Annotated in this window: 25 protein-coding genes; 14 read left to right on the forward strand and 11 right to left on the reverse strand. The window is 71.7% G+C overall.

Annotated features, from left to right (window positions below; genetic code table 11):
* Positions 1-72 precede the first annotated feature (72 nt).
* The 6 genes from IF28_RS0120130 to IF28_RS0120160 all read right to left on the reverse strand — a co-directional run bounded on the left by IF28_RS0120130 (position 73) and on the right by IF28_RS0120160 (position 6,267).
* Entirely contained in the window at positions 73-1,338 is a 1,266-nt protein-coding gene (locus tag IF28_RS0120130; protein ID WP_030222164.1) for an ArgE/DapE family deacylase, read from the reverse strand.
* A gap of 140 nt (positions 1,339-1,478) precedes the next feature.
* Positions 1,479-2,888 carry a HAMP domain-containing sensor histidine kinase gene (locus IF28_RS0120135; RefSeq protein ID WP_030222167.1) on the reverse strand — a complete coding sequence of 470 codons (1,410 nt, stop codon included), beginning with the start codon at positions 2,886-2,888 and terminating at the stop codon, positions 1,479-1,481.
* Positions 2,889-3,602 carry a response regulator transcription factor gene (locus IF28_RS0120140; RefSeq protein ID WP_030222169.1) on the reverse strand — a complete coding sequence of 238 codons (714 nt, stop codon included), beginning with the start codon at positions 3,600-3,602 and terminating at the stop codon, positions 2,889-2,891.
* 386 nt (positions 3,603-3,988) lie between these two features.
* Positions 3,989-4,615: an FMN reductase gene (locus IF28_RS0120150; protein ID WP_030222172.1), complete on the reverse strand. Its 627-nt coding sequence runs from the start codon at positions 4,613-4,615 to the stop codon at positions 3,989-3,991.
* Entirely contained in the window at positions 4,612-5,706 is a 1,095-nt protein-coding gene (locus IF28_RS0120155) for an LLM class flavin-dependent oxidoreductase (RefSeq protein ID WP_030222173.1), read from the reverse strand. The genes IF28_RS0120150 and IF28_RS0120155 overlap by 4 nt, the downstream gene beginning before the upstream one ends.
* Before the next feature lie 81 nt (positions 5,707-5,787).
* Positions 5,788-6,267, reverse strand: coding sequence for a MarR family winged helix-turn-helix transcriptional regulator (locus IF28_RS0120160; RefSeq protein ID WP_030222174.1), 480 nt, complete (start codon positions 6,265-6,267; stop codon positions 5,788-5,790).
* Between the two features lie 95 nt (positions 6,268-6,362).
* Here IF28_RS0120160 and IF28_RS0120165 point away from each other — a divergent pair, with 95 nt between their 5' ends.
* The 3 genes from IF28_RS0120165 to IF28_RS39480 all read left to right on the forward strand — a co-directional run bounded on the left by IF28_RS0120165 (position 6,363) and on the right by IF28_RS39480 (position 7,694).
* Positions 6,363-6,698 carry a YnfA family protein gene (locus IF28_RS0120165; protein ID WP_030222175.1) on the forward strand — a complete coding sequence of 112 codons (336 nt, stop codon included), beginning with the start codon at positions 6,363-6,365 and terminating at the stop codon, positions 6,696-6,698.
* A gap of 79 nt (positions 6,699-6,777) precedes the next feature.
* A complete protein-coding gene (locus IF28_RS0120170) occupies positions 6,778-7,551 on the forward strand; it encodes an SDR family NAD(P)-dependent oxidoreductase (protein WP_030222177.1) in 774 nt (257 codons plus the stop codon).
* Complete coding sequence (locus IF28_RS39480) at positions 7,551-7,694, forward strand: hypothetical protein (protein WP_199809016.1); 144 nt, start codon at positions 7,551-7,553, stop codon at positions 7,692-7,694. Before IF28_RS0120170 ends, IF28_RS39480 begins: the two co-directional genes overlap by 1 nt.
* Positions 7,695-7,738: 44 nt before the next feature.
* Here the strand turns inward: IF28_RS39480 and IF28_RS0120180 are convergent, their stop codons facing one another.
* A complete protein-coding gene (locus IF28_RS0120180; protein ID WP_030222180.1) occupies positions 7,739-8,932 on the reverse strand; it encodes an RtcB family protein in 1,194 nt (397 codons plus the stop codon).
* Positions 8,933-9,148: 216 nt separating this feature from the next.
* Here IF28_RS0120180 and IF28_RS0120185 point away from each other — a divergent pair, with 216 nt between their 5' ends.
* The 3 genes from IF28_RS0120185 to IF28_RS0120195 all read left to right on the forward strand — a co-directional run bounded on the left by IF28_RS0120185 (position 9,149) and on the right by IF28_RS0120195 (position 12,297).
* A complete protein-coding gene (locus tag IF28_RS0120185) occupies positions 9,149-9,952 on the forward strand; it encodes a hypothetical protein (protein ID WP_030222181.1) in 804 nt (267 codons plus the stop codon).
* A 119-nt stretch (positions 9,953-10,071) separates the two neighbouring features.
* Positions 10,072-10,905 carry a DUF3558 family protein gene (locus IF28_RS0120190; protein WP_030222183.1) on the forward strand — a complete coding sequence of 278 codons (834 nt, stop codon included), beginning with the start codon at positions 10,072-10,074 and terminating at the stop codon, positions 10,903-10,905.
* Between the two features lie 90 nt (positions 10,906-10,995).
* The gene (locus IF28_RS0120195; RefSeq protein WP_030222184.1) at positions 10,996-12,297 is read left to right on the forward strand and encodes a DUF2637 domain-containing protein; all 1,302 of its coding nucleotides are present in this window, start codon (positions 10,996-10,998) and stop codon (positions 12,295-12,297) included.
* 68 nt (positions 12,298-12,365) lie between these two features.
* Here the strand turns inward: IF28_RS0120195 and lysS are convergent, their stop codons facing one another.
* A complete protein-coding gene (lysS, locus tag IF28_RS0120200; RefSeq protein ID WP_030222187.1) occupies positions 12,366-14,108 on the reverse strand; it encodes a lysine--tRNA ligase in 1,743 nt (580 codons plus the stop codon).
* A 579-nt stretch (positions 14,109-14,687) separates the two neighbouring features.
* Here lysS and argS point away from each other — a divergent pair.
* Positions 14,688-16,442 (forward strand): arginine--tRNA ligase, encoded by a 1,755-nt coding sequence (gene argS / locus IF28_RS0120205; protein ID WP_030222189.1) that lies wholly within the window; start codon positions 14,688-14,690, stop codon positions 16,440-16,442.
* 88 nt (positions 16,443-16,530) lie between these two features.
* On the opposite strand, the gene IF28_RS0120210 is transcribed toward argS, so the two are convergent.
* Both IF28_RS0120210 and IF28_RS0120215 read right to left on the reverse strand, forming a co-directional pair.
* Complete coding sequence (locus IF28_RS0120210; protein ID WP_030222191.1) at positions 16,531-17,433, reverse strand: SAM-dependent methyltransferase; 903 nt, start codon at positions 17,431-17,433, stop codon at positions 16,531-16,533.
* Positions 17,434-17,521: 88 nt separating this feature from the next.
* Complete coding sequence (locus IF28_RS0120215; RefSeq protein WP_030222193.1) at positions 17,522-19,150, reverse strand: helix-turn-helix domain-containing protein; 1,629 nt, start codon at positions 19,148-19,150, stop codon at positions 17,522-17,524.
* A 213-nt stretch (positions 19,151-19,363) separates the two neighbouring features.
* Here IF28_RS0120215 and IF28_RS0120220 point away from each other — a divergent pair, with 213 nt between their 5' ends.
* Entirely contained in the window at positions 19,364-20,098 is a 735-nt protein-coding gene (locus IF28_RS0120220) for a DUF4232 domain-containing protein (protein ID WP_030222195.1), read from the forward strand.
* A gap of 11 nt (positions 20,099-20,109) precedes the next feature.
* Here IF28_RS0120220 and hemB read toward each other — a convergent pair whose 3' ends face one another.
* Positions 20,110-21,111, reverse strand: a complete 1,002-nt coding sequence (gene hemB / locus IF28_RS0120225; RefSeq protein ID WP_030222198.1) for a porphobilinogen synthase — start codon at positions 21,109-21,111, stop codon at positions 20,110-20,112.
* Positions 21,112-21,215: 104 nt separating this feature from the next.
* On the opposite strand from hemB, the gene IF28_RS0120230 reads away from it, so the two are divergent.
* The 6 genes from IF28_RS0120230 to IF28_RS0120255 all read left to right on the forward strand — a co-directional run bounded on the left by IF28_RS0120230 (position 21,216) and on the right by IF28_RS0120255 (position 25,858).
* A complete protein-coding gene (locus IF28_RS0120230) occupies positions 21,216-21,983 on the forward strand; it encodes an alpha/beta fold hydrolase (RefSeq protein ID WP_030222203.1) in 768 nt (255 codons plus the stop codon).
* Between the two features lie 11 nt (positions 21,984-21,994).
* Positions 21,995-22,954 carry a D-2-hydroxyacid dehydrogenase family protein gene (locus IF28_RS0120235; protein WP_030222206.1) on the forward strand — a complete coding sequence of 320 codons (960 nt, stop codon included), beginning with the start codon at positions 21,995-21,997 and terminating at the stop codon, positions 22,952-22,954.
* A gap of 116 nt (positions 22,955-23,070) precedes the next feature.
* The gene (locus IF28_RS0120240; protein ID WP_030222209.1) at positions 23,071-23,631 is read left to right on the forward strand and encodes a hypothetical protein; all 561 of its coding nucleotides are present in this window, start codon (positions 23,071-23,073) and stop codon (positions 23,629-23,631) included.
* On the forward strand, positions 23,628-23,867 hold the full coding sequence (locus tag IF28_RS0120245; protein ID WP_030222212.1) for a hypothetical protein: 240 nt from the start codon (positions 23,628-23,630) through the stop codon (positions 23,865-23,867). Before IF28_RS0120240 ends, IF28_RS0120245 begins: the two co-directional genes overlap by 4 nt.
* 71 nt (positions 23,868-23,938) lie before the next feature.
* Positions 23,939-25,135 (forward strand): membrane protein, encoded by a 1,197-nt coding sequence (locus tag IF28_RS0120250; RefSeq protein WP_030222215.1) that lies wholly within the window; start codon positions 23,939-23,941, stop codon positions 25,133-25,135.
* A 102-nt stretch (positions 25,136-25,237) separates the two neighbouring features.
* On the forward strand, positions 25,238-25,858 hold the full coding sequence (locus IF28_RS0120255; protein ID WP_030222218.1) for a DUF4232 domain-containing protein: 621 nt from the start codon (positions 25,238-25,240) through the stop codon (positions 25,856-25,858).
* Positions 25,859-25,926: the final 68 nt, after the last annotated feature.

Here is a 25,926-nt window from a genome sequence, read left to right on the forward strand (position 1 = left end):
GCCCCCTGGCCGTCGGCGGTGTGAAGGCGCCGGACATCGCGGTACCCGCCGCGCTCCCCGGCCGCCCGGCGGCTACTTCGTCCCGACCGTCCGCAGCACCGTCAGGATCAGGGTCCGGGCCGCCTCCGCCGTCTCGCGCAGGGACACGTGTTCGCGGTCGCTGTGGGCCACCGCGATGTCGCCCGGGCCGTACTGGAGGGTCGGGATGCCGGCGCCGGTGTAGTGGCGCAGGTCGCTGCCGTACGCCGCCCCGCGCCGCCTCGGCCGGGGGCGGCCCGTCGCGTCCGCGTACGCGTCGCGGACGACGTCCGGCAGCGGATGGCCCTCGGGCAGCCGGCCGCTCGCGAACTGACCGCCCGGCCAGGTCACCGTCGCTGGGTGGTCGCGCAGCCAGGGGTCCGCGGCGCAGGCCCGCGCGACGTGGTCCTCCAGCGCCGCGCGGGCGTCCGCCGGGTCCTCGTCCAGGCGTACGCCGAGCCTGCCCTCCGCGACCAGCAGGTCGGGCACGCTGCTCGCCCAGTCACCGGCGCGTACGGTGCCGACCGACAGGGCGTACGGGATCGGGTACTCGGCGAGCAGCGGGTCCGGGGCCCGGTTGCGTTCCGTCTCCAGGGCGGTGAGCGCCTTGTGGAGCGGGAGGTAGGCGTCGACGGCGCTGACGCCCTGGTCGCGGGAGCTGCCGTGTGCCGCCTTGCCGGGGACGGCGATACGGAAGGTGAGCGCGCCCGCGTTCGCCGTGATCAGGGTGGACGCGGTGGGTTCGGCGATGACGCAGGCGTCGCCCAGGTGGCCGCGGCGCAGGGTGGCGAAGGCGCCGAGGCCGCCGTCCTCCTCGCCGACGACGAAGTGCGCGGCGACCCGGCCGCGCAGGCGTATGCCGGCGGTGCGTATCGCGGCGAGGGCGGCGAGGTGGGCCGCGAGGCCGGCCTTCATGTCACAGGCGCCGCGTCCGTGGACGAGGTCTCCGGTGACGCGGGGGACGAACGGGTCGCCGTTCCACGCGGTCGGGTCGCCCGGCGGTACGACGTCGACGTGGCCCTGGAGGATCAGGGTGGGGCCGTCGCCGCCGTCGGGGGTGGTGCCGACCAGGCCCCAGGCCTCGTCGCGGGGGGCCTCCGTGCCGGGGTAGCCGGGGGCGGTGCGGAGGTCCGGGAGGTCTATCTGCCAGAGGTCGGTGTCCATGCCGAGCCATTCCAGGCGGCCGGCGAGTTGGTGCTGGAGTTCTGATTCGGCGGGGGTGCCGGTGACGCTGGGGACGGATATCAGCTCGAGGAGTGTGCGGGTGAGGGAGTCCTCGTCCAGGGCCGTGAGTGCGGCGGCTTCCTCGTCTGTCAGCACGGTGACCTTTCGTCGGGTGGGGGGTGCGGTTATGCGCGGCGCACCCGCAGTCATCCTGCGCAGCTCGCCGTGGGGGTATGCGTCGTGGGGCTGGGGTTCGGCGGGGAGCGCTGTGCGGCGCGCCTGCGCGGGGGCGTGTGTCAGTCGCCGCCCACCGTGAAGCCCGTCACCGTCCCGCCGCCCTCGCGGGGGAACGCGTACGGGGCGCCTCCGTGGGAGAGGGCTACCTCGCGGACGATGGAGAGGCCCAGGCCCGAGCCCGGCAGGGAGCGGGCGTCGGCGGCTCGGTAGAAGCGGTCGAAGATGCGGGTCAGGTCGTCGGCGGAGATGCCCGGCCCTCGGTCCCGTACCTCGACCCGGACCGTGCCCGGACGCGCCGGGCCCGCCACCCGGATCTCCACCGGGGCCCGGCCGCCCCGGTCGAACTTGACCGCGTTCTCCACCAGGTTGGACAGCGCCCGCGTCAGCATCGCCGGCCGCCCGTCGGTCGTCGTGTCGCCGCTCACCTCGACCACGAGCTCCCGCCCCGTACGCCGCCGGGCGAGCGCCGCTACCTCCTCGGCGATGTCCGCGAGGTCGACCCGCTGGGGCGGCTCGGTGTCGGACTGGCCGGCCGCGAGTTCGACGAGCTCGTTGACGAGGTCGGTCAGCTCGCGGGCCTCCTGCGTGAGATCGGCGACGAGTTCCTCACGGGTGCCGGGCGGCAGTTCGTCGATGCGGCGCAGCAGCGAGATGTTGGTGCGCAGCGAGGTCAGCGGCGTACGGAGTTCATGGCCCGCGTCCTGGACCAGTCGGCGCTGGTCCTCCTCGGACTGGGCGAGCCGGCCCAGCATCCGGTCGAAGGCGCGGCCGAGGCGCCCCACCTCGTCGTATCCGGCGACCGGCACCTGGATGCCGAGCCGCCGGGTGCGGGCGACGGCCTCGGCGGTGTTGGTGAGCACGACGAGGCGGCGGGTGATGCGCCGGGCCAGCCACCAGCCGAACAGCCCCGCCCCGACCACCACCGCCGCCATCAGGATCAGCGTGCGCCGCTGCAGGGCCCGCAGGAGATCCTCGGTGTCGCTGAACTCCTGCGCGACCTGCACCGCGCCCCGGCTTCCGCCCAGCGCGACGGTGGCGACGCGGTAGACGTCGTCGCCGACGTCCACGCCCGCGTGCACGACCACCCGCCCGGCGGTGGCGGCCCCCGCGACCCGCCGGTCGGCGTCGACCACCGGCAGCCCCGGATCGCCGGGATCGAGGACGACGCCGTCCGGCCCCAGCACCTGGACGTCCGTCCGTGCGGGCCGCACCAGGTCGTGGCCGGGAGCGGCGGACGAGAAGTCGAGCGGTGACATCCGGTTCTCCCGGACCTCGTCCCGCAGGTCCTGCACGACCTCGTCGAACACGGACTGCTGGTCCACCCGCACCAGCCGGGCGGCCGCGTTGTAGGACAGGATCCCGACCAGCACCGTGATGGTGGCCGTGACCGCCGCGAACGCGACCGCGAAGGTGGTACCCAGGGACAGCAGCCGCAGCCTGCGGCGGGAGACCGGCCGTCCGTACGACACTCAGCCCTCCCGCAGCACGTAACCCACCCCGCGCACCGTGTGGATCAGCTGCGGCGCGCCGGGCTCGTCGAGTTTGCGGCGCAGGTAGCCGACGTAGACGGCGAGGTTCTTGGAGCCGGGGCCGAAGTCGTAGCCCCAGATGCGGTCGTAGATCGTGGAGTGGTCGAGGACGATGCCGGCGTGCCGGATCAGGAGCTCCAGGAGTTCGAACTCGGTGCGGGTCAGCTCCAGTTCGCGGGTGCCCCGCCAGGCGCGGCGGGCCTGTGGGTCCATGCGCAGGCCGGCCGCCCCGAGGAAGCGGCCGGAGGGGTCCGGTTTCGGCTCCGCCGCAGGCTCGGGTACAGCAGGCGCCGCGCGGCGCAGCAGGGCGCGGAGGCGGGCGAAAACCTCCTCGACGTCGAACGGTTTGACGACGTAGTCGTCCGCGCCGGCGTCCAGGCCCGCGATCCGGTCGGCGGTCTCCACCAGGGCCGTCAGCATCAGTACGGGGGTGCTGTCGCCCTCGGCGCGCAGGACCCGGCACACCTGGAGTCCGTCGATGCCGGGCATCATCACGTCCAGGACCAGGATGTCGGGGCGGCTGCGGTGGGCCTGGGCGAGGGCCTCGACGCCGTCGGCCACGGCCGTGACGCGGTAGCCCTCCAGGGTGAGGGCCCGCTCCAGGGCGTTGCGGATCGCGCGGTCGTCTTCGGCGAGGAGAACGGTGTGCGGCACGCGGCCCAGTGTGCCAAGCCGGGTCCCCCGCCGGTCGTGGCGGACGGGATCGGGGGTGCTTCTTACTCCGCTCTCACCCGGTGGGGGGCACGTGGTGGCCGTGGGCCGTCCGGCCGCGTTCCTCGTCGTTCGCCGGTGCGGCGGCCGCGGGCGGGAGGGGCTTGAGCCGGGGGTTTCCGCCCCCGCCGCCCCATCCCATCCCGTCCCGTCCCCTGGGGCGCTGTCCCCAGGCCCCTGCGGCGGCCGCGGGCGGGAGGGGCTTGAGCCGGGGGTTTCCGCCCCCGCCGCCCCATCCCATCCCGTCCCGTTCCCGGGGGCGCTGCCCCCAGACCCCCGCGGCGGAGCCGCACGTCAGCTCAGCCCCGCGCCCCACTTACGCGCGCGTCTCAGCCCGCCGGTCGCAGCGCCGCCAGCCGTTCCTCGAACGGGGTGACCTCCTCGAAGGAGTCCCGCCTGGGGAGCGGGCGGGCCGTGGACAGGCCCGCCATCAGGGTCGCGAGTTCGCCCGCCGCGCGGTCGATACGGCCGTCCAGGCCCTCCGCGCCCCAGTCCTCCGAGGCCGCGTAGACGCCGGTCGGGACGACGACGGCCCGCAGGTAGGAGAAGAGCGGCCGCAGCGCGTGGTCCAGGACCAGGGAGTGCCGGGCCGTGCCGCCGGTCGCCGCGATCAGCACCGGCTTCCCGGCGAGCGCGTCGGGGTCACTGACGCTCAGCGCGTCGAAGAACGACTTGAACAGCCCGCTGTACGACGCCGAGAACACCGGCGTGACCACGATCAGCCCGTCGGCCCCGGCCACCGCGTCGAACGCGGCGGCCAGCGCACCGGCCGGGAACCCGTTGGTGAAGGTGTGCGCGATCTCCACCGCGAGGTCGCGCAGCTCGATCACCCGCACGTCCGCCGGCCCGGGTTCCGGCGCCGTCGCGGCCGGGGCGGCGACCGCGGCGAGGCGTTCGCCGAGCAGCCGGGTGGAGGACGGGACGCTCAGCCCCGCCGACACGACGACGAGCTTCATGCGCCGACTCCTTCCTTCTTCTTCGCGCCGGCCAGCAACGAGGCGTGGACGGGCGCGTCCGGCACGTCCGCCGGACGGTTCTTCGCGAACTCCTTCCGCAGCACCGGCACGACCTCCTCACCCAGCAGGTCGAGCTGCTCAAGGACGGTCTTCAGGGGCAGTCCGGCGTGGTCCATCAGGAACAGCTGGCGCTGGTAGTCACCGGCGTACTCGCGGAACGACAGCGTCTTCTCGATGACCTGCTGCGGGGAGCCCACGGTCAGCGGGGTCTGCTGGGTGAACTCCTCCAGCGACGGGCCGTGCCCGTAGACCGGCGCGACGTCGAAGTAGGGGCGGAACTCGCGCACCGCGTCCTGCGAGTTCTTCCGCATGAACACCTGCCCGCCGAGCCCGACGATCGCCTGCTCGGGGGTGCCGTGCCCGTAGTGGGCGTAGCGGGCCCGGTACAGCTCGATCATGCGCTTGGTGTGGTCGGCCGGCCAGAAGATGTTGTTGTGGAAGAAGCCGTCGCCGTAGTACGCGGCCTGCTCGGCGATCTCCGGCGAGCGGATCGAGCCGTGCCACACGAACGGCGGTACGCCGTCCAGCGGGCGGGGCGTGGAGGTGAAGCCCTGCAGCGGGGTGCGGAACTTTCCCTCCCAGTCGACGACGTCCTCACGCCACAGCCGGTGCAGCAGCGCGTAGTTCTCGACGGCGAGGTTGATGCCCTGGCGGATGTCCTTCCCGAACCAGGGGTAGACCGGGCCGGTGTTCCCGCGCCCCATCATCAGGTCCACCCGGCCGTCGGCCAGGTGCTGGAGCATCGCGAAGTCCTCGGCGATCTTCACCGGGTCGTTGGTGGTGATCAGGGTGGTCGAGGTGGAGAGGACCAGCCGCTCGGTGCGGGCCGCGATGTAGCCGAGCATGGTCGTCGGCGAGGACGGCACGAACGGCGGGTTGTGGTGCTCACCGGTCGCGAAGACGTCCAGGCCCACCTCCTCGGCCTTCAGCGCGATGGCGACCATGGCCTTGATGCGCTCACGCTCGGTCGGCGTACGACCCGTGGTCGGGTCGGGCGTGACATCCCCGACGCTGAAGATCCCGAACTGCATCCCGCTCACCCTCCAGGTTGTTTACGGTTCAACTATACCCCTGGAACGGTGCACCCGGCCGGACTATTCCACCCACCCGCACTACCCCTCGGCGAACCCCGACCGCAGCCGCGCCGCCTGCTCCGCACCGAACTCCGTCGTACGCCGCATATGGTCGATGAACAGCGCCAGCTGCCCGTCGTCGAGATCGTCGAACAACGCGAACCAGCCCCCGCCGACCCGCTCCCACACCCGCCCGAACTCCGCCGCCTTCTCCGGCACCACCGCCACCAGCACCACCCGGCGGTCCCCCGCGTCCCGCTCCCGCACCACCTGCCCCGCCCGCTCCAGCCGGTCCACCAGCCGCGTCGCCGACCCCGTCGTCAGCCCCGTCAGCTCCGCGACCCGGCCCGTGGTCACCGGGCCGCCCTCCAGCGTCAGCAGGTTCAGACACTGCACATCGGTCGGATGCAGCCCCAGATGATCCGCCAGCGCCTGGTTGAACAGCGCGTACGCCGCCACGTACCGCCGCGACACCACACCCAGCTCCGCCAGCAGCCAGGCCCGCGTGACTCCCGCCATCCGCGGCTCCTCTCCACTCCCGCGCAGGTATCCCACCCCCGGCCCGGCGGCAGGCGCCGCCCATCGGGTGACAGGCGGAATGCGAAGCTGCCCCCATGCTCATCCTGCGCTCCGCCACCCTGTTCGTCCTCGCCGCCGTACTCGAGATCGGCGGCGCCTGGCTGGTCTGGCAGGGCGTACGCGAGAACCGGGGCTGGATGTGGGCGGCCGGCGGTGTCCTCGCCCTCGGCGCCTACGGCTTCGTCGCCACCTTCCAGCCCGACGCCCACTTCGGCCGCGTCCTCGCCGCGTACGGCGGCATCTTCGTCGCCGGCTCCCTCCTGTGGGGCGCGGTCGCCGACGGCTACCGCCCGGACCGCTGGGACATCACCGGCGCCCTCGTCTGCCTCACCGGCATGGCCCTGATCATGTGGGCCCCGCGCAACGGCTGACACGCCCGCCGGTCACCCGGCCGGCCCCGTTTATGCTGGCCGCGACCGCACACGCACGCACCCGCCCGAGGAGCAGCCCATGGCCGCCGCACCGCCCGCCGCGTCCCGTATCGCCGTCGTCACGGGTGCGAGCAGCGGAATCGGCGCCGCCACCGCCCGCCGCCTCGCCGAAGCCGGCTACCGCGTCGTCCTCACCGCCCGCCGCAAGGACCGTATCGAGGCCCTCGCCGAGGAGATCGGCGCGGCCGGCCACACGGCCACCGCCTACCCCCTCGACGTCACCGACCGCGCCGCCGTCGACGAGTTCGCCACCGCCTTCAGGACGATCGGCGTCCTCGTCAACAACGCCGGCGGAGCGCTCGGCGCCGACCCCGTCGCCACCGGCGACCCGGAGCAGTGGCGCACGATGTACGAGACGAACGTCCTCGGCACCCTCAACCTCACCCAGGCCCTGCTCCCCAAGCTGGACGCGAGCGGCGACGGCACGATCGTGATCGTCTCCTCCACCGCCGGCCACGCCACCTACGAGGGCGGCGGGGGCTACGTCGCCGCCAAGCACGGCGCCCACGTCCTCGCCGAGACCCTGCGCCTGGAGATCGTCGGCCGCCCGGTGCGCGTCATCGAGATCGCGCCCGGCATGGTGCGGACCGACGAGTTCGCCCTCACCCGCTTCGGCGGCGACACGGAGAAGGCCGCCAAGGTCTACCAGGGCGTCGCCGAACCCCTCACCGCCGACGACGTCGCCGACACCATCACCTGGGCGGTCACCCGCCCGCCCCACGTCAACATCGACCTGATGGTGGTCCGCCCCCGCGCCCAGGCGTCCAACACCAAGGTCCACCGGGAGTCCTGATGCCCGCCGACGAGACCGAACAGCGCCGCCTCGCCCTGGAGAAGAAGCGCGAACGCTACGTCTGGTACTACCTCGGCTACTTCCTCTTCGGCATCCACATCGTCGCCTTCGTCATGATCTACGCGGTCATGCACGCGAAGTAGCGGACTCCCGCGCGGAGTCCGCTACTTGACGTCCCGCCGTCGCGTCAGCCCTTCACGCAGACGACCTGCTTCAGCTTCGCGACGACCTCGACGAGGTCCCGCTGCTGGTCGATGACCTGCTCGATCGGCTTGTAGGCGCCCGGGATCTCGTCCACGACGCCGGAGTCCTTACGGCACTCCACGCCCCGTGTCTGCTCCTCCAGGTCCTTCGTCGAGAAGCGCCGCTTCGCCGCGTTGCGGCTCATCCGCCGACCCGCGCCGTGCGACGCCGAGTTGAAGGACGCGGCGTTCCCGAGACCCTTGACGATGTACGAACCCGTGCCCATGGAGCCCGGGATGATCCCGTAGTCGCCGGAGCCCGCGCGGATCGCGCCCTTGCGGGTCACCAGCAGGTCCATGCCGTCGTAGCGCTCCTCGGCCACGTAGTTGTGATGCGCGCTGATCTCCTGCTCGAAGGTCGGCCTGGCCTTCTTGAACTCCTTGCGGATCACGTCCTTCAGGAGCGCCATCATGATCGAGCGGTTGCGCTTCGCGTACTCCTGCGCCCAGAACAGGTCGTTGCGGTACGCCGCCATCTGCGGGGTGTCCGCGACGAAGACGGCGAGATCGCGATCGACCAGACCCTGGTTGTGCGGGAGCTTCTGCGCGATGCCGATGTGGTGCTCGGCCAGTTCCTTGCCGATGTTGCGGGAACCGGAGTGCAGCATCAGCCAGACGGAGTCGGACGTATCGACACAAACTTCTATAAAATGATTTCCGGAGCCCAGCGTTCCCATCTGCTTGGTCGCCCGCTCCTCCCGGAACTTCACCGCGTCCGCGACCCCGCCGAAGCAGCCCCAGAAGTCGTCCCAGCCGGCCGTCGCGAAGGCGTGGAAGCGGGTCGGGTCGACCGGGTCGTCGTGCATGCCGCGGCCGACCGGGATCGCCTGCTCGACCTTCGAGCGGAGGCGGGACAGGTCGCCCGGGAGGTCGTTGGCCGTCAGGGACGTCTTCACCGCGGACATGCCGCAGCCGATGTCCACGCCCACCGCCGCCGGACACACCGCACCCCGCATCGCGATGACCGAGCCGACCGTGGCGCCCTTGCCGTAGTGCACGTCCGGCATGACCGCCAGGCCCTTGATCCACGGCAGGGTGGCGACATTGCGCAACTGCTGGAGCGCGCCCTCCTCCACCGTCGCCGGATCCGCCCACATCCGGATCGGCACCTTCGCACCCGGCAGTTCCACGTACGACATAACGTCCCCATTCCCCCGTAAGTCATCAGAAGTCACGAACCGCAAAACCGGCGCCGAGGTCGACGAAAAGGGATGACGGACCGGCGTCCACGGCAGTGCGTGCGATACACATTGTCTGCCGGGGACGCCCCCGTGCGGCAAGCGATTAACCAGCGGGGACACTGGTAGGACCCGGCGGGCTCCGGCCCGCGCCCCACCGTCGAGAGGAGCCCGAACGTGCAGCGCAAGGCGTACGTATCCGGCGTCGCCGCGCTCCTGGCGGCCGTCCTGACCGGCTGCACCGGCAGCCCGGACGACGGCGGTCAGTCGGACAACTCCAACCCGGGAAGCGCCGGTACGGCCACGCAGGCGGCCCAGCCCGGCCGGTACGCCACGCTGCCCGAGCCGTGTGGTGTGGTCGACGACGCGACGCTCGACCAACTCCTGCCCGGCATCGGACAGATGGCCGACCTGGACAAGCGCGAGAAGGCGTACGCGGGCGCGGCGACGCTCACGTACGACACCGACCGCAAGGTGGGCTGCCGTTGGAAGGTGGAGTCGGCGGAGGCGACCGACCATCTGCTGGTCGACTTCGAGCGGGTCGTCTCGTACGACAACGCGGTCAGCGACGACGCCCAGGCCGGGGAACTCTTCGCGACGAAGCAGTCGGCGGCGCGGCTGCCGGAGCCGACGGTGACGTCCACGGAGTCCGGTGCGCCGTCCACCGACCCTTCCGCCGGCCCGAGTTCGTCGGGTTCCGCGTCGCCGGACGCCACCTCGCCGTCGGCCCCGCCGACCGACCTCCAGCCGCGGCTGCTGGAGGATCTTGGCGACGAGGCGTTCCTCGACGACGAGCTGGACAGCTCCGGTTCGACCGCCAAGCAGCGCACGGTGACTGTGGCGTTCCGCACGTCCAATGTGATCGTGACGATCGAGTACGCGGAGCAGCCGATGACCGTCGGTGTCGTCCCGGACAGCAAGGAATTGCAGGACAGGGCAAGGAAACTGGCCGCCGAGCTGGCCGACTCACTGGGCGGCTGAGCCCGGTTCACGGCTCCTGCGCCCCCGCTCGCAAAGCACCCGAAGGTGGGCCGCCCGGGTGGCTCACCGCGTACGGTGACCCCTCGGACCCCGTTTTGACCGCAGGGAACACGAGCGTCATGAGTGAAGGAACCATGCAGCGACGAGTACAGCGAGACCCGCGTAACAAGCAGGCGAAGCGTTTCACCCGCGTCCTTGTCTGCGCGGTCGCCGTCCCCCTGGTCGCGGCCGGCTGCTCCTCGGACTCCGGCTCCGGCGACGGCAAGGACAAGGCCGCCTCCGCGTCGGCCTCGAAGTCGGCGAGCCCGTCCCCGACCGTGCGGGCGGCGGCGTACAGCAGGCTTCCGGAGCCGTGCGCGGTGCTGTCCGAGAAGACCCTGGACGATCTGGCGCCGAAGGCGAAGAAGGGCAAGGAGGGCTCCTCGGACGACGTCTCCACCCGGGGCAGTTGCTCCTGGAGCAGCCTGGCCAACAACGGGGTGAAGGGTTCGCAGTTCCGCTGGCTGAACGTGTCGCTGCTGCGTTTCGAGTCGGACACCACGCGTGGCGCGGGCGACAAGCTGGCCGAGAAGTACTACGACAAGCAGGTGCGGGACGCCCAGTCCGCCGAGGGTGCGAAGAACTCCCGGGCGGAGCCGGTGAGCGGGACCGGTGACGAGGCGACGGCGGTGCGGTACGACCTGAAGAAGAAGGAAGGCACCTTCAAGCAGCAGACGGTCGTGGCCCGCGTGGAGAACGTGGTCGTCACCGTCGACTACAACGGTGCCGGTCTCGCCGGTGACAAGACGCCGTCCGCCGACGATCTGATGAAGGACGCGCAGAAGGCGGCGAAGGAGGCGGTGGCCTCGGTGACGAAGGCGAACGGGACGGACGCGGAGCCGTCGGAGTCGTCCTCGAAGTCGCCGTCCGCGAAGCCTTCGGCGTCCGCTTCGGAGTCGTCGGCCAAGAGCTGACCCGGCTCCGAATCGGCACCGGCCACTCGTCCACCGCACACATGTGCCACTCTGTTGCGCGCAACAACAGGCACTGGGAGGGGAGTACGGGTGGCCGCGCCACTAGAGCTGACCCGGACGCATCGCGTTCTCATCGGCATGGTCGTCTTCGGTGCCGTCATCATCGCCGGCATCGGGTTCGCGGGTTCGTACGCGGCGGTGCGGGAACTGGCGCTGAAGAAGGGCTTCGGGAACTTCAGTTACGTCTTCCCGATCGGCATCGACGCGGGTATCTGCGTACTGCTGGCCCTGGATCTGCTGCTGACCTGGATCCGCATCCCGTTCCCCCTGCTGCGGCAGACGGCGTGGCTGCTGACGGCGGCGACGATCGCGTTCAACGGCGCGGCGGCGTGGCCGGATCCGCTGGGTGTGGGTATGCACGGCGTGATCCCGATCCTGTTCGTGGTGTCGGTGGAGGCCGCCCGGCACGCGATCGGCCGGATCGCCGACATCACCGCCGACAAGCACATGGAGGGCGTCCGGCTGACCCGCTGGCTGCTGTCCCCGGTGCCGACGTTCCTACTGTGGCGCCGGATGAAGCTGTGGGAGCTGCGCTCCTACGAGCAGGTGATCAAGCTGGAGCAGGAGCGTCTGGTGTACCAGGCCCGTCTCCGTTCCCGTTTCGGCCGCGCGTGGCGCCGCAAGGCCCCGGTCGAGTCCCTGATGCCGCTGCGGCTCGCCAAGTACGGCGTCCCTCTGGCGGAAACGGCTCCGTCGGGCCTGGCGGCGGCAGGCATAGAGCCGGCCCTGATACCCCCGCCCCCGCAGCTGGCCGCTGCCGACGCCGACGCAGCTGTGGGCAGTCGTGCCGCCGGGGCGGCACGGGTGGGCACAGCTGCACCTCAGAGCGAGCAGCGGCTGGAGCTCGAGGGCAACCAGAACCCCGGGCCCCCGAAGGACACGGCCCAGGACCAGAACCAGTGGCTGCACGCCCGCGACCCCCGCACCGTCGAGTACCAGGGCGGCTACGACCCCACGTACGACCCCGACGAGGAGTACGCCCGCTGGTACGCGGAACAGCAGCAGGCGGAGCAGTACCAGGACCAGTACCAGGAGGAGCCCCCGCTCCAGGAGCCCTCTCCGGAGGAGACCGGCAGCTTCCCCATCCCCGTCGTCCCCGGCGGCCGCACCCGCGAGCTGGGTGAGGGCGGCGGCACCCCCGACCCGGACGAGGAGGCGTACTACCAGGTGTTCCGTCAGTCGATAGACGGCAGCTACCCCACGCCCCGTGTCCTGGGCGACAACATCCAGGCGACCTACGGCACGACGCTGAACCCGAGCGACCTGAAGTCCCTCGCCGAACGCTTCCAGGCCCGCCACACGGCGGAACTGGAAGAGGACCACATCGCCTGAGAGCGGGTACGACGGAGGGGGCGCCCGGTACGACACCGGACGCCCCCTCCGTCGTGGAACCGGGAGCCCTACTCCCCGAGCAGCCCCCGCACCCGCTCCTGGCCCACCGCCAGCAGCAGCGTGGGCAGTCGCGGACCCGTGTCCCGCCCGACCAGCAGCTGGTAGAGCAGGGCGAAGAACGACCGCTGGGCGGTCTTGATCTCCGCCGGCAGTTCCTTGGGCGTGGCGTCGGCGGAGAAGCCTGCCTGGACCTTGGGGACGCCGTAGACGAGGTGGGTGAGCCCGTCGAGCGACCAGTTGCCGGCGAGCCCGTCGAGGAGGAGGCGCAGCGACTGCTGTCCCCGTTCGTCGAGCGACTTCAGCAGTTCGGCGTCGGGCTCGGCGCGGACGATGGTGCGCTGGTCGGCGGGGACCTGGGTGTTGATCCAGGCCTCGGCCTTGTCGTAGCGCGGGCGGGCCTCGTCCAGCGAGCCGAGCGGGTTCGCCGGGTCGAGGTCGCTCAGGATGCGCAGCGCCTGGTCGGCGTGGCCGGCGGTGATGTCGGCGACCGAGGCGAGCGTGCGGTACGGCAGTGGCGTCGGCGTGCCGGGCAGCTCACCGCTCGCGGTGCGTACGGCACGGGAGTGGGCGGCGACGTCGGCGGGCAGGGCGGAGCCGTCGGCGACCTTGCCGTCGAGGCGGTCCCACTCGTCGTAGAGGCGCTGGATCTCCTGGTCGAAGGCGATCTTGAAGGACTGGTTGGGGCGGCGGCGGGCGTAGAGCCAGCGCAGCAGCTGCGGCTCCATGATCTTCAGGGCGTCGGCCGGGGTGGGCACGCCGCCCTTCGACGAGGACATCTTCGCCATGCCGCTGATGCCGACGAACGCGTACATCGGCCCGATCGGCTGCTTGCCGCCGAAGATCCCGACGATCTGGCCGCCGACCTGGAACGAGGAGCCGGGCGAGGAGTGGTCGACGCCGCTGGGCTCGAAGATCACGCCTTCGTAGGCCCAGCGCATGGGCCAGTCGACCTTCCAGACCAGCTTGCCGCGGTTGAACTCGCCGAGCCGCACGGTCTCCGAGAAGCCGCAGGCCGTGCAGGCGTAGGTCAGCTCGGTGGAGTCGTCGTCGTAGGCGGTGACCGTGGTGAGGTCCTTCTCGCAGTTGCCGCAGTACGGCTTGTACGGGAAGTAGCCGGCGGAGCCGGAGCTGCCGTCGTCCTCGGCGGCGGCGCCGGAGCCCTCGGCGGCCTCCAGCTCGGCCTCGTCGACCTGCTTCTGCTGCTGCTTCTTCGCCGGGGCCTTCTTGGTGCGGTACTGCTCGAGGATGGCGTCGATGTCCCGCCGGTGCTTCATGGCGTGCAGGATCTGCTCGCGGTAGACACCGGTGGTGTACTGCTCGGTCTGGCTGATGCCGTCGAACTCGACGCCCATCTCGGCGAGGGACTCGACCATGGCGGCCCTGAAGTGCTCGGCCCAGTTCGGGTGGGGGGAGCCCTTCGGGGCGGGGACGGAGGTCAGGGGCTTGCCGATGTGCTCGGCCCAGGACTCGTCGACGCCGGGGACACCGGCCGGGACCTTGCGGTAGCGGTCGTAGTCGTCCCAGGAGATCAGGTGCCGGACCTGGTGGCCGCGGCGGCGGATCTCGTCGGCGACGAGGTGGGGGGTCATGACCTCGCGGAGGTTGCCGAGGTGGATGGGGCCGGAGGGGGACAGCCCGGACGCGACGACGACAGGTTTCCCCGGGGCCCGACGCTCCGACTCCTCGATGACGTCATCCGCGAAACGGGAGACCCAGTCGGTGGTCTCGGTGCTCTGAGCCACGATCGGCACGTCCTTCTTTCTGCTCGGGCAGCCCATACGGTCGCAAGGCTGACCGCCCCATTCTCCCAGCAACGACGGCAACGACGAAAACGCCTTTTCACCAGCGCCCTGAGGGACACGGGCGTATCGACACGCGCCTCAGCCGCGCGGGGCCACCGGCCCGCAACCGAGCGTCTCGCACGCGGCACGGACCAATGCCCCCGGACGCGACCAGCGCCCCAAAGGGGCGCGGGACCGTATCGACATGCGGCTCCGCCGCGCGGACACGACCAGCGCCCCAAAGGGGCGCGGGGAACTGCGCGACCAGCCCCCACCGGCCCGCAGCCAAGCGTCTCGCGGCCGGCGCAAGCCGTATCGATCTGCGGCTCCTGCCGCGCGGACGCGACCACCCCCTCCAGGGGCGCGGGACCGTATCAACATGCGGCTCCGCCGCGCGGGCGCGACCAGCCCCCACCGGCCCGCGGCCAAGCGTCCCGCCGCGGGGGCGCGACCGGCCCCCACCGGCCCGCGGCCGAGAAAACGCCTTTACCCCCCGTGGGATACTGACCGTGTCTATCTGAACCCACGAGGAGAACGGCACCCACCCCTATGGCCTCGGTCACATCGCTCACCGATCTCGTCAACCAGCAGCTGACGTCCGCCCTCTCGGCCACCCAGCCGGATGCCGACCCGCTGCTGCGACGAAGCGACCGGGCGGACTTCCAGGCCAACGGCATCCTCGCGCTGGCCAAGAAGGCGAAGGCGAACCCTCGGGAGCTGGCCACGCAGGTGGTCGGCGGCATCGCCACCGGCGACGACCTGATCAAGGACGTCGAGGTCTCCGGCCCCGGCTTCCTCAACATCACCCTCGCCGACCGTGCGATCACCGAGAACCTCGCCGCACGGCTCGCCGACGGCGACCGCCTCGGCGTGCCGCTGAAGGCGGACGCGGGCATCACGGTCGTCGACTACGCCCAGCCGAACGTGGCGAAGGAGATGCACGTCGGCCATCTGCGCTCCGCGGTCATCGGCGACGCCCTGCGCGGCATGCTCGACTTCACCGGCGAGCGGACGATCGGCCGGCATCACATCGGCGACTGGGGCACCCAGTTCGGCATGCTCATCCAGTACCTGTTCGAGCACCCCGGCGAGCTGGCCCCGGCCGAGGACGTCGACGGCGAGCAGGCCATGTCGAACCTGAACCGGGTGTACAAGGCGTCGCGCGCGGTCTTCGACGCGGACGAGGAGTTCAAGGAGCGGGCCCGTAAGCGGGTCGTCGCCCTGCAGTCCGGTGACAAGGAGACGCTCGAGCTGTGGCAGCAGTTCGTGGACGAGTCGAAGGTCTACTTCAACTCCGTCTTCGACAAGCTCGACATGGAGATCCGCGACGAGGAGATCGTCGGCGAGTCCGCGTACAACGACGGCATGCCCGAGACGGCCCGGCTCCTGGAGGAGACGGGCGTCGCGGTGCGTTCCGAGGGCGCGCTGGTGGTGTTCTTCGACGAGATCCGCGGCAAGGACGACCAGCCGGTTCCGCTGATCGTGCAGAAGGCCGACGGCGGCTTCGGCTACGCGGCCTCCGACCTGACCGCGATCCGCAACCGGGTCCAGGACCTGGACGCGACCACGCTGCTGTACGTCGTCGACGTGCGCCAGTCGCTGCACTTCAAGATGGTCTTCGAGACCGCCCGCCGGGCCGGCTGGCTCGGCGACGACGTCACCGCGCACAACATGGCCTACGGCACGGTGCTCGGCGCGGACGGCAAGCCCTTCAAGACGCGTGCGGGCGAGACCGTACGGCTGGAGGACCTGCTGGACGAGGCGGTGCAGCGGGCGGCCGAGGTCGTGCGGGAGAAGGCGCGGGATCTCACCGAGGACGAGATCCAGGAGCGGGCCACGCAGGTCGGCATCGGGGCCGTGAAGTACGCGGACCTGTCGACGTCGCCGAACCGGGACTACAAGTTCGACCTGGACCAGATGGTCTCGCTCAACGGTGACACGTCCGTCTACCTGCAGTACGCGTACGCCCGTATCCAGTCCATCCTCCGCAAGGCCGGCGAGGTCCGCCCCGCCGCCCACCCGGAGCTGGGGCTGCACGAGGCGGAGCGCGCGCTGGGGCTGCACCTGGACGCGTTCGGGGACACGGTCTTCGAGGCGGCGGCGGAGTACGCGCCGCACAGGCTGGCCGCGTACCTGTACCAACTGGCGTCGCTGTTCACGACGTTCTATGACAAGTGCCCAGTGATCAAGCCGCAGCCGCCGCAAGACGTGGCGGAGAACCGGCTGTTCCTGTGCGACCTCACGGCCCGCACACTGCACCGGGGCATGGCCCTGCTGGGGATCAGGACGCCCGAGCGGCTCTGAGCGCCCGGCGCGCGACGAACGGGCGAGGCCCGTCCTCCCCCCGGGGGGAGGACGGGCCACGCCCGTTCGTCGTTCCGCGGCGGAGGTCTCAGGCCTTCGTGGCGACGGCTCCGTAGACGTTGATGTCGGCGTCGGTCACGTCGTTGATGTCCTCGTAGCGGACCCGTTCGATGGGGTCGAGGCGCTCCAGGTAGGAGTCCTCCGGGCGCTCGGGGACGGGGGCGGCGTGGTCGGGGCGCCAGTGGTGCACGGGGACCACGCCCGGGTCCACGATGTCCAGGGAGCTCTCGGTGAAGAACCGTTCCACGTCCGCGCGGGTGCGCAGCACGAAGGTGAACCCGCGTTCGGTGTACGTCCGTTGCACCGCCCGGATGTTCTCGGGGTTCAGGTCCTCGGTGAGGTGGCTGAGCACCACGCGGCTGCCGGAGGGCAGCGCGTCGACGAGTTCGCGCACGATCGGGTAGGCCTGCTCGTCCTCGACGAAGTGCAGGACGGCGACCAGGCACAGGGCGATGGGCCGGTCGAAGTCCAGTGTCTTGGCGGCCTGTTCGAGGATGACGGCGGGGTCCTTGAGGTCCGCGTCGATGTAGTCCGTACGTCCCTCGGGGCCGCTGGTGAGCAGGGCGCGCGCGTGGGTCAGCACCACCGGGTCGTTGTCGACGTAGACGACGCGGGAGTCGGGGGCGACGCGCTGGGCGATCTGGTGCACGTTCTCGGCGGTGGGCAGGCCGGTGCCGATGTCGAGGAACTGGTGAATGCCGTCCTCGGTGACCAGCGTGTTCACCGCGCGGCGCAGGAAGTCCCGGTTGTGGCGTACGTCGAGGTATCCGCGCGGGTTGGCCGCGAGGCCGGCGGCCGCCGCCGACAGGTCCGCCGGGTAGTGGTCCTTGCCGCCGAGGAACACGTCGTAGACCCGGGCCGGATGCGCCTTGCTGCTGTCGATCCGCCGCTGCAGCTCGGTGGGATCCTGACTGAGGGCGTCTCCGGTCATGGGTGTCTCCCCTATGTTCGATCGTCGGGCTGATGTTCAACAACCTAACGTGCGGCCGGACTTGGTGGTGCCCGGTCCGCACGGTCGGCTATTCGAGCGTCGTGCTGCCCTCCGGGACCCACCCCTCGCCGCCCAGCGGGAACTCGTACGCCGGGCGCCCGTTGTTGCCGCTGGTGCGGAAGGGGCGCCCCTTGTCGTCGACGGTGAGGGTGCCGCTGCGGGAGCCGCTGGACCACTCCAGCTCCAGGTACCAACTGACGTCGTACGCCGAGGCGTCGGCGGTGATGTAGTAGATCTCCGGGTCGGATTCGCTCACCTTGAACGGGAAGTCCTGGTGCCCGGCCTCCGGGGTGAGGGCCGGCCGGGCGGCGTCCAGGGCGACGGTGAAGGAACGGGTGGGCACGCCGCCGCCGCAGCCGACGCCGGGGTAGCCCATGACGAAGTCGTTCCAGGCGAGCGGCGACCGCTTGCCCGCCACCCGCACGGTGAGCCCCTTCACGACCACCGTCTCGTCGCCGGTCCCCTGCACGGTGAGCCGCACATACTGTTCGTCCGAGGAGACGGCCCCGAACGCGCTGACCCACGCGGGCGCACCCTGCTCGACGGGCGGCGGCTCCACCTCACCCGCGGGCCTGTTGATCAGATACCGCTGCACGCAGGGGCTCTCCCACACGTACGGGTCGGCCTGCACGGTCAGCGGTACGACGTCAGGGGCGCCGTCGTCCGCGGGGGTGCTGGGCGCGTTCGCCGGGGCGCGGGGGGCCTCCTTGTCCTTGGCGGAGGGGGACGCGGAGGCCGAGGGGGATGCGGAGGCGGACGCGGACGCGGTGACGTCCTTCTTCCGGCCCGCCCCGGCATCGAGGGTCGCGGCGCCCGCCGGGTCCTTCCGGTCGCCCCCGCCGCCGTCGCCACCGCCGTCCGGCAGCCCCAGAGCGAGCGTGACCCCGCCGAGCACGGCGGCGACGGCGATCCCCGCGAGGACGGCGGTACGGGTACGACGGCGGGACCGGACACGGACCGCACCGGGACCGGTGACCACGGGGACACCGTCGTCCTCACCGGTCCCGGGGCCCGGGGCGCCATCCCCCGCCGGGATTTCCGCCTCCGAGGCCTCCGTTACCGGGACTCCCGACTCCGACGTCCCAGCCACCGGCATACCCGCCACCGAGGCACCTGCCCACGAGGACCCGGCCTCCGGGGACCCCGCCACCGGGGGCCCCGCCTCCGAGGCCCCGTCGGCCGGGGTCCCCGACTCCGGCGTCCGCGTCACCGGGGCTCCCGTCCCAGAAGTCGCCGGGGTTTCCGGATCCGAGGGGCCCGCCTTCCGGCTCGCCCCCTCCACTCGTTCGGTCCCCGCCTGCCCGGATGCCCGCTGCCCGGCCGCCGAAGGGGCGCCGCCCGCTTCCCGCTCCCCGGCCGCCGCGTCCTCCCCCGGATCTACGGCAGGCGCGGGCGCCCCCTTCCGCCCCCGCACCGCGTCCGCCAGCACCCAGCTCCGGTGCAGCTCGACCAGTTCCTCGGGGCCGGCCTTGCACAGCCGGGCCAGCCGTTCCACCGGGGCGTACTCGTTCGGTACCGCGTCACCGTTGCAGTAGCGGTGCAGGGTCGACGTACTCATGTGGAGCCGTTTGGCGAGCATCCCGTAGCTCAGCCCGGACCGTTCCTTCAGCGCCCTCAACCGCGCGGCGAACTCCGCCGCTGCCGTGTCCCGCGACACCGTTCCTCCCACCCCATATCCCATTCCGCCGTTCCAGGGGACGTTCGTTTTCCCAGGTCAACAGTGGTCCGAGCGTTCCAGCGTCCCGGATGGCCCGCCAGGTCTGGCGGCCGGGACGAATCACCGGACAAGCTCTGGTCATCCAAGCACGCCGCTCCCGGTCACCGGTCGAGCGGCAGTGCCGAACCCCTTGTCGACGCAAAGGAATTCGCCATGCGCACGTCCCGCATCCGTCTGTTCGCCGCCACCGGTGCCGCCCTCGCCGCCCTCGCCCTCACCGCCTGTGAGGACGGCACGGGCACCGAGGACGAAGGCGCGGGCACCGGCACGTCCCAGCCGAGCGCGTCGGCGACCACGGACACGCCGTCGGACTCCGCCAAGGACCCCTCGAAGGAGGACACCACCTCGAACGCCCCGGCCCAGGCCGGCGGGGGCAAGAACGGCGGAAACAAGGGCGCCGGAGGCAGCGGCACCAGCACCGGCACCGGCACCGGAGACAAGGACGACAACGCCCCGGAGAACCGCGTCTCCTGCAACGGCTCCAACACCACCGTCGACGCCCGCCCGGTCCCCCGCCCCGTCAACCACATGCTGATCACGGTCAAGAACTCGGGTTCGAAGACCTGCGACCTCACCTACTACCCGGTGCTCCGGTTCGACGAGATGCAGTGGGTGCCGCAGCCGATCGAGGCGTCGAAGCCGCAGGCCGTGGTCACCCTCGCACCGGGCGAGACGGCGTACGCGGGCGTGCTGTTGTCGGCCGCCGACGGCAGCGGCGACGGCGGCGACACCGCCCACAAGCTCACCGTCGCCTTCCAGGGCAGGACCCCGAACAGCGACGGCGGCCCGTCGGCCGTCCCGGGCCTGCCGGCGGACGGCGTGTACTACGACAGCAGCATGGCGGTGACGTACTGGCAGCAGTCGATGGCCGACGCGCTCACCTACTGAGCCCGCCGAACCTACTGAGCGGCACCCAGCCTCTGGGCCACTTCGGTGGCCCAGTAGGTGAGGATGTTGCGCGCCCCGGCCCGCTTGATGCCGGTCAGCGCTTCGAGGATCGCCCGGTCCCGGTCGATCCAGCCCTTCTCGGCGGCGGCCTCGATCATCGAGTACTCACCGGAGATCTGGTACGCCACCACCGGCACGTCCACCGAGTCCGCGACCCGCGCGAGAATGTCCAGATAGGGACCCGCCGGCTTCACCATCACCAGGTCGGCGCCCTCCTCCAGGTCGAGCGCCAGCTCGCGCATCGACTCACGGACGTTCGCCGGGTCCTGCTGGTACGTCTTGCGGTCGCCCTTGAGCGAGGAGCCGACGGCCTCGCGGAACGGGCCGTAGAAGGCGGAGGCGTACTTGGCGGTGTAGGCGAGGATCGCGACGTCCTCGCGGCCGATCTGGTCGAGGGCGTCGCGGACGACGCCGATCTGCCCGTCCATCATCCCGCTGGGGCCGACGATGTGGGCGCCCGCGTCGGCCTGGACCTGCGCCATCTCGGCGTACCGCTCGAGCGTGGCGTCGTTGTCGACGCGGCCCTGCTCGTCGAGGACCCCGCAGTGCCCGTGGTCGGTGGTCTCGTCGAGGCACAGGTCGGACATGACGAGCAGGTCGTCGCCGACCTCCGCCCGTACGTCGCGCAGGGCGACCTGGAGGATCCCGTCCGGGTCGGTGCCGGGCGTGCCGACGGCGTCCTTCCTGGACTCCTCCGGCACGCCGAACAGCATGATCCCGGAGACCCCGGCCGCCACGGCCTCGGCCGCCGCCTTCTTCAGGCTGTCGCGGGTGTGCTGTACGACGCCGGGCATGGCCTCGATCGGCACGGGTTCGCTCACGCCCTCGCGGACGAAGGCCGGGAGGATGAGGTCGGCGGGGTGCAGCCGGGTCTCGGCGACCATGCGCCGCATGGCGGGGGTGGTACGCAGACGCCGGGGCCGCGTGCCGGGAAAGGATCCGTACGTCGTCATACCACTACGCTACGCCCGCCCCTCCCATGCCTTTGCCGACGCGGAGTCGGCCCGTGCCCCCGGCGGGTATACGGTGCCGGCATCACGCCCGAAAGGATCACACCGTGCACAGCGCCGCCGTAACCGCCGAAGGTGACCGCATCCGCTGGGTGGAGCTGCCCGGCCGGGACCCGGCCCGCGTCTACGTGCACGGACTGGGCGCCAGCTCCCCCGCCTACTTCGCCGCGACCGCCGTCCACCCGCTCCTCGCGGGTCACCGCTCGCTCCTGGTGGACCTGCTGGGTCACGGCCACAGCGACCGTCCCGTCACGTTCGCCTACACCCTGGAGGACCACGCGGACGCGCTCGCCGCCGCGCTGCGGGCGGCCGGCGTCACGGGGGCGGACTTCGTGGCGCACAGCATGGGCGGCTCGGTCGCCGTCGTGCTCGCCGCCCGGCATCCGGAACTGGTCTCCCGGCTCGTCCTGGTCGACGCCAACCTCGACCCGCTGCCCCGCGTGCCCGGCGCCCTGGGCAGCAGCGGTATCGCGGCGTACACGGAGGAGGAGTTCGTGGCGGGCGGCTGGCGTGAGGTCCGTGACCGGGCGGGCGCGCACTGGTGGTCGACGATGCGGCTGGCGGGCCTGGAGGCGCTGCACCGCAGCGCCTCCCACCTGGTCGACGGCACCGATCCGACGATGCGTGAGCTGCTGCTCGGGCTGCCGGTGCCGCGCACGTTCCTGTTCCCGGAGGCGGATGCCCCGTTCCCCGGCGCGGACGGGCTGACGGCCGGGGGTGTGTCGGTCGTCCCGGTCCCCGACTGCGGGCACACGATCATGCTGGACAATCCGGAGGCGTTCGCCCGAGCCGTGGCGGAGGCGCTGGCCCCTTAGGAAGGACTTCCGTGCTGCTTCGCTGTGCCGTGCTCGACGACTTCCAGAACGTCGCCACCACGATCGCCGACTGGAGCCCCCTCCGGGACCGCGTGGAGGTGACGTCCTTCACCGAGCACCTCGCCGATGAGGACGAACTGGCCGCGGCGCTCGCGGACTTCGACATCGTGGTGACCCTGCGCGAGCGTGTCCCCTTCCCCGCCTCCCTGCTGGACCGGCTCCCCCGGCTGAGGCTGATCGTCGCGTCCGGCATGCGCAACTCGGTCATCGACTACGCGGCCGCCGAACGGGGCGGTGTCACGGTGTCCGGCACCCAGAGCTTCCCCACCCCGCCGGTGGAGCTGACCTGGGCGCTGCTGCTCGGACTCGCGCGGGGCCTCGTCACGGAGCACAACACCCTGCGTGCGAACGGCCCTTGGCAGTCGACGGTCGGCGCCGACCTGCACGGACGCCGGCTCGGTCTACTGGGGCTGGGCAGGATCGGCGGCCGGGTGGCGCGGGTCGGGCTCGCCTTCGGCATGGAGGTCACGGCGTGGAGCCCGCACCTCACGAAGGAGCGTACGGACGAGGCGGATGTGGAACTCGCCTCTTCCAAGGAGGAGTTGCTTGCCAGTGCCGACTACGTCTCGCTCCACCTGGTCCTGGGCGACACGACCCGCGGCCTCCTGGGCGCCGCCGAACTCTCCCTCATGAAGCCCACCGCGTATCTGATCAACACCTCCCGCTCGGCCCTCGTCGACCAGGACGCACTGCTCACGGTGGTGCGGGAGGGCCGTATCGCGGGCGCCGCCGTCGACGTCTTCGACACCGAGCCACTCCCCGCCGACCACCCGATGCGCACGGCACCCCGCCTTCTGACGACCCCGCACCTCGGCTACGTCTCCGACCTCAACTACCGCACGTACTACACCCAGGCGGTCGAGAACATCGAGGCCCACCTCGCCGGCACCCCCCTCCGCCGCCTCGGCTGACACTCCTTCGATGCCACGGCTCCCGGTGCCGGTCGCCGGGAGCCCCGTCGCTTTCCCCGTACGAACCGGTCCGGTGGGGAAGGGTGAACTGCACGAGGTACCGGGCGAGGGGGAGCATGTCGCAGACACCGAGGGACCGCTGGGCGATCCCGCCGAAGATCGGCTACGTGAACGCCGCGCAGAACGCGCACTTCGTCGCGGCCCCGCTGCTGGCGGCCGCGGCGATCGGCATCGCGGGGGTGATGGCCGCCGACGGCGACAAGTTCCGCTGGCCCGGACCGGCCATGCTGCTGATGACCGTGTGCGCCGTGCTCTTCGTCTCCTGCATCCAGAGCAGCTTCAACGCGGCCACGCACCTCTTCAACCCCGCTGACCTGGACGCCTGGTACGGCACGTCGGAGAAGCCGCCGGACACCGTACTGATGCAGATCCAGCAGCGTGACTTCCAGATCTGGAAAAGCTCCTCGCGCAGGGCGGTCAGGCTCTACAACTGGGGTGTGGTGACCCTCGGTTCGGGTACGGCCGTCGCGCTGTCCCCGCCCGGGAACGCCTCGTCCGCGCACGCGGTCTGCCGCTGGGCCGCCTGCGCGTTCGTACTCGTGGCCACCCTGCGCGTGGCAGCCGCCACGGCGACGGAGGCCCGACGCAGGCAACACGGCCGGAGGAACGCATCATGAGTTACGGCGTCGACTGGGACGACGACTTCGAGGACCGCGCACGGACGTACTGCCCCCTCTGCCAGGGCGCGTACATGCCCGAATGGAGCGGGCAGGAAGCCCACTTCGGCCACACGGGGAACTGCGACGCGCGCATCCTCCCCACCCGGACCCTGCTCCGCCTGTACGACAGCGCGACCGCCGTCCGCGAGGAGGTCGCCCGCCGCCGCTCGGAGGGTTCCACCGGGCCGAGCTGATCGCGGGACGCTAGAATGTGCGGGTCGGCCTTCGGCGTCCGCCCCGGCGGAAGCGTCCGGAGGCTTTTTTCATGCCATCCGACGCCTCCGCACCCACCACCACCTACCGCGCCCTGCTCCGCAACCGGGAGTTCGCCGGCCTGTACGTGAGTTTCACGCTCACGGTCGCCGCGAGCACCTTGTCGGGCTTCGCCCTCGGCACCCTGGTCGACGCGCGCACCGGCTCCCCGTTCCTGACGGCCGTGAGCATGTACGGCGCCACCTTCGCGACCGTGCTCGGCGCGATGACGCTGATGTCGGTCGCCGACGGAAACCGCCCCCGCCGCACCCTCGTCGCACTCCAGTGCGTCTCACTCGCGGGCGTGGCCGCCCAGGCGGTCCCCGGCCTCCCCCTGACCGCCCGCTTCGCCCTCCTCCTGGTCCTGGGCTTCTTCCAGTCCCTGGGAACCGGAACCCGGATGGGCCTCCTCGCCGAGGTGGTACCGGCCACCGCGTACGTCCCGGCGCGTTCGCTGATGAACATCACCTCGGGCGGCACGGCCGTCCTGGGCTACGCGCTCGGCGCCGTACTCCTGCGCCACCTGACCCCGCAGGAGGTCTTCCTCACCGCGGCGGCCCTGACCGGCGCGGGGCTGGCCGTGGTCGCGGCGACCGCCCGGGACCACTCGATCCGCCCGCCCCGCCGCCCCGGCCTGCGGCAGACGTGGACGACGAACCGCACCCTCCTGTCCCGCGGCGGCCCGCGCGCCCTGCTGCTGAACCTGTGGGTCCCGAACGGTCTGATCGTCGGCTGCGAGGCCCTGTTCATCTCGTACGCCCCCGGCCACGCCGGAATCCTTCTGGCCGCCGGCGCCGCGGGCATGCTCCTCGGCGATCTGACCGTGGGCCGTCTGCTCACCCCCGCCGCCCGCGCCCGCTGCGCGTTCCCGCTGCGCCTCCTCCTCGCCGCCCCCTATCTGCTGTTCGCCCTCCGCCCACCGCTGCTCCTGGCGACGGCCGCCGTGTTCCTCGCGAGCGCAGGTTTCGCCGCCACGCTCCCCCTCCAGGAGCGCCTCCTGGCCGTGACCCCCGCCGGGGTCCACGGCCAGGTCCAGGGCGTCGAATCGGCGGGCCGCATGACCTGGCAGGGCATCGGCGCGGCGGTGGCGGGCGCCCTGGCCCAGTACATGACCCCCGCCACCGCCATCACGGCCCTCGCGGCGACCTCGATCGCCCTCACACTCGCCTCCCGCCCCTATGTGCGGATGACGATTGCGGGCGGTGTGTAACAGGGGTAACAGCGGCGTAGCAGCCGACAGTTGGACGAAACGCCTCTCGCACCGGCCCCCTCTTGCAGGTCAGAACGCCCGACCTACACCGAGGAAGACACCATGCGCGTCAACAAGCTCACCATCGCAGCCCTGGCCGTCGTCGCGGGTCTCTCGCTCACCGCCTGCCAGAACGACGACGAGGCCGCCGCCGTGGATCAGAGCAAGCCGTCCGTCTCCTCCACCGAGGGCTCGGACGACTCGGCGCAGGGCGAGGCGAAGGAACCGGCCGCGAAGGAACCGGCCGCAAAGGAACCGGCCGCGGCCGGCAAGTGCCGCACCGACGAGCTGGACATCAAGGCGCAGGACAGCACCATCGACGGCGACGAGCTCAGCACCGTGGCGGTGACGTTCACCAACGGCGGCGGCCACGACTGCTCGGTCGGAGGGTTCGCGGGTGTGGACCTCAAGACGAATGCGGGAACGGTGTCCGCGGAGCGCTCGGGCGAGCAGGCCCCGGCGACGGTCCTGAAGGACGGCGAGTCGGTCTCCTTCTACATCTCCTACCCGGCCAACGACACGGGCGGCTCCGGCGTCCGCATCACGGGCCTCGTGGTCACCCCGCCCGACGAGACCAAGTCGGTCACCCTCGACTGGCCCGGCGCCGCGTCCCTGCCGGTCACGGAAGGCCCCGGCACCCCGGTGAAGGTCGGCCCGATCGGCAGCGCGGGCCAGGGCGGCTGACGCACGAAGGGGAGCGGACGGTGCGCTCCCCCCACGGCCGCCGGGGGTTCCGGCATCGCGGGGAAGCG

The sequence above is a fragment of the Streptomyces sp. NRRL WC-3626 genome (assembly GCF_000718785.1).
Lineage (GTDB): Bacteria > Actinomycetota > Actinomycetes > Streptomycetales > Streptomycetaceae > Streptomyces > Streptomyces edwardsiae.

Excerpts from the sequence above, each read along its gene's own strand:
- IF28_RS0120220 (WP_030222195.1), top strand. The coding sequence starts at position 19,364 with ATGCGCACGTCCCGCATCCGTCTGTTCGCCGCCACCGGTGCCGCCCTC.
- hemB (WP_030222198.1), bottom strand. The coding sequence starts at position 21,111 with ATGACGACGTACGGATCCTTTCCCGGCACGCGGCCCCGGCGTCTGCGT.
- IF28_RS0120155 (WP_030222173.1), bottom strand. The coding sequence starts at position 5,706 with ATGCAGTTCGGGATCTTCAGCGTCGGGGATGTCACGCCCGACCCGACC.
- IF28_RS0120150 (WP_030222172.1), bottom strand. The coding sequence starts at position 4,615 with ATGAAGCTCGTCGTCGTGTCGGCGGGGCTGAGCGTCCCGTCCTCCACC.
- IF28_RS0120210 (WP_030222191.1), bottom strand. The coding sequence starts at position 17,433 with ATGACCGGAGACGCCCTCAGTCAGGATCCCACCGAGCTGCAGCGGCGG.
- IF28_RS0120180 (WP_030222180.1), bottom strand. The coding sequence starts at position 8,932 with ATGTCGTACGTGGAACTGCCGGGTGCGAAGGTGCCGATCCGGATGTGG.
- IF28_RS0120255 (WP_030222218.1), top strand. The coding sequence starts at position 25,238 with ATGCGCGTCAACAAGCTCACCATCGCAGCCCTGGCCGTCGTCGCGGGT.
- IF28_RS0120165 (WP_030222175.1), top strand. The coding sequence starts at position 6,363 with ATGCTCATCCTGCGCTCCGCCACCCTGTTCGTCCTCGCCGCCGTACTC.
- IF28_RS0120170 (WP_030222177.1), top strand. The coding sequence starts at position 6,778 with ATGGCCGCCGCACCGCCCGCCGCGTCCCGTATCGCCGTCGTCACGGGT.
- IF28_RS0120240 (WP_030222209.1), top strand. The coding sequence starts at position 23,071 with ATGTCGCAGACACCGAGGGACCGCTGGGCGATCCCGCCGAAGATCGGC.
- IF28_RS0120250 (WP_030222215.1), top strand. The coding sequence starts at position 23,939 with ATGCCATCCGACGCCTCCGCACCCACCACCACCTACCGCGCCCTGCTC.
- IF28_RS0120160 (WP_030222174.1), bottom strand. The coding sequence starts at position 6,267 with ATGGCGGGAGTCACGCGGGCCTGGCTGCTGGCGGAGCTGGGTGTGGTG.
- IF28_RS0120245 (WP_030222212.1), top strand. The coding sequence starts at position 23,628 with ATGAGTTACGGCGTCGACTGGGACGACGACTTCGAGGACCGCGCACGG.
- argS (WP_030222189.1), top strand. The coding sequence starts at position 14,688 with ATGGCCTCGGTCACATCGCTCACCGATCTCGTCAACCAGCAGCTGACG.
- IF28_RS0120190 (WP_030222183.1), top strand. The coding sequence starts at position 10,072 with ATGAGTGAAGGAACCATGCAGCGACGAGTACAGCGAGACCCGCGTAAC.
- IF28_RS39480 (WP_199809016.1), top strand. The coding sequence starts at position 7,551 with ATGCCCGCCGACGAGACCGAACAGCGCCGCCTCGCCCTGGAGAAGAAG.